We start from the raw sequence: 1,150 nt of genomic DNA on the forward strand, positions 1-1,150 counted from the left end.
CACGTCGAGGGCGTCCCGCCGCAGGGCGGTGCGGTCGGCGAGGTAGCGGGCGGGGAGGCCGAACTCGTCCGCGATGTCGCCGAGGACGCCGTCTATCAGCGCGTCCGGGATCGGGACGTCGCCGGCCACCGGCTCGTCGGGCAGCGGGCGGACCTCCTCGACCAGGCGCTCGACCAGCAGCAGGGCGGCCTGGGTGAGGGTGCCCCCGCCGGGGAGGGCGAGGTCGGTGAGTTCGGCGGCCGGGTCGAGCAGCGCGACGCCCTCGGCCCGCAGTTCGGCCTCCAGTCCGAGGAACTCGGCGAGCGCCGCCGGTCCGCTGAGCCGGTGCTCGTCCAGCCAGGCGCGGTGGTCCTCGGGGAGGTCGGCGGCCAGGACGGCGGGCGTCTCGGCGAGCAGGCGGCGGACGGCGGTGGCGGGCTCGGCCTCGGCGGCGCGGCGGATCAGGTCGGCGGCGTCGTCGGCGAGGGCGGGCGGGCCGGCCGGGACGGCCCGGGCGAGTTCGCGGTCCACGGTCAGCACGAAGGAGTCGTCGGCCGGGCCCTCGGCCGGCAGCTCGCCGAGCACCTGCCAGCCGGCCAGCGCGGCCAGCGCCATGGCGAGGTCGGTCGGTTCGGCGGTGAGTTCGGGGGCGGCGGCGTTCATCGCGTCGAGCAGCCGCCGGTAGCCGAGCTCCTCCGGGGCGTCGACCAACAGGGCGAGCGCGAGGGCGAGTTGGGCGTACCCGGCCGGGGTGAACGGAGTGCCGGTGACGGGGTGTTCGAGGCGGCGCGCGGCGCCGGGGCCCAGGCCGGCCTTGCAGAGCCGGGCGTGCCAGGGGCCGACCACGAGGCGGTAGCCGAGCAGGGTGTCGAAGCGCTCGGCGAGCCAGTCGCGGTGACGGCGGATCAGCGGGAAGCCGTCGGCGTGCGGGCCGGAGGCGGTGACCAGCGGGTGGGCGAGCAACAGCCGGGCGGCGATCCGGCGTTCGGCCGCCGGGAGCTCCTCGCCGGAACGATCCTGCGCCACGACGGTGGGCGGTGCCACCCGCGTGCGTTCGGGCCTGCGGTGCCGGCCCGGCCGGCCCGTCTTGGCCCCCGACCGGACGACGGGCAGGGCGGCGTCGTCGCGCCGGGCGCGGCGAAGCCCGCCCTCGGTGCGGTCCTCGCGGGGG

1 protein-coding gene is annotated in these 1,150 nt (G+C 78.5%); it reads right to left on the reverse strand.

All coding sequences use genetic code 11. The annotated features are described in order from the left end of the window. A partial coding sequence (locus AE652_RS41805) for a DUF2398 family protein (RefSeq protein WP_159028743.1) occupies positions 1-1,023 on the reverse strand: 1,023 nt, incomplete at its 3' end. Positions 1,024-1,150 lie beyond the last annotated feature (127 nt).

This window comes from Kitasatospora sp. MY 5-36 (genome assembly GCF_001182915.1).
Taxonomy (GTDB): Bacteria; Actinomycetota; Actinomycetes; order Streptomycetales; family Streptomycetaceae; genus Kitasatospora.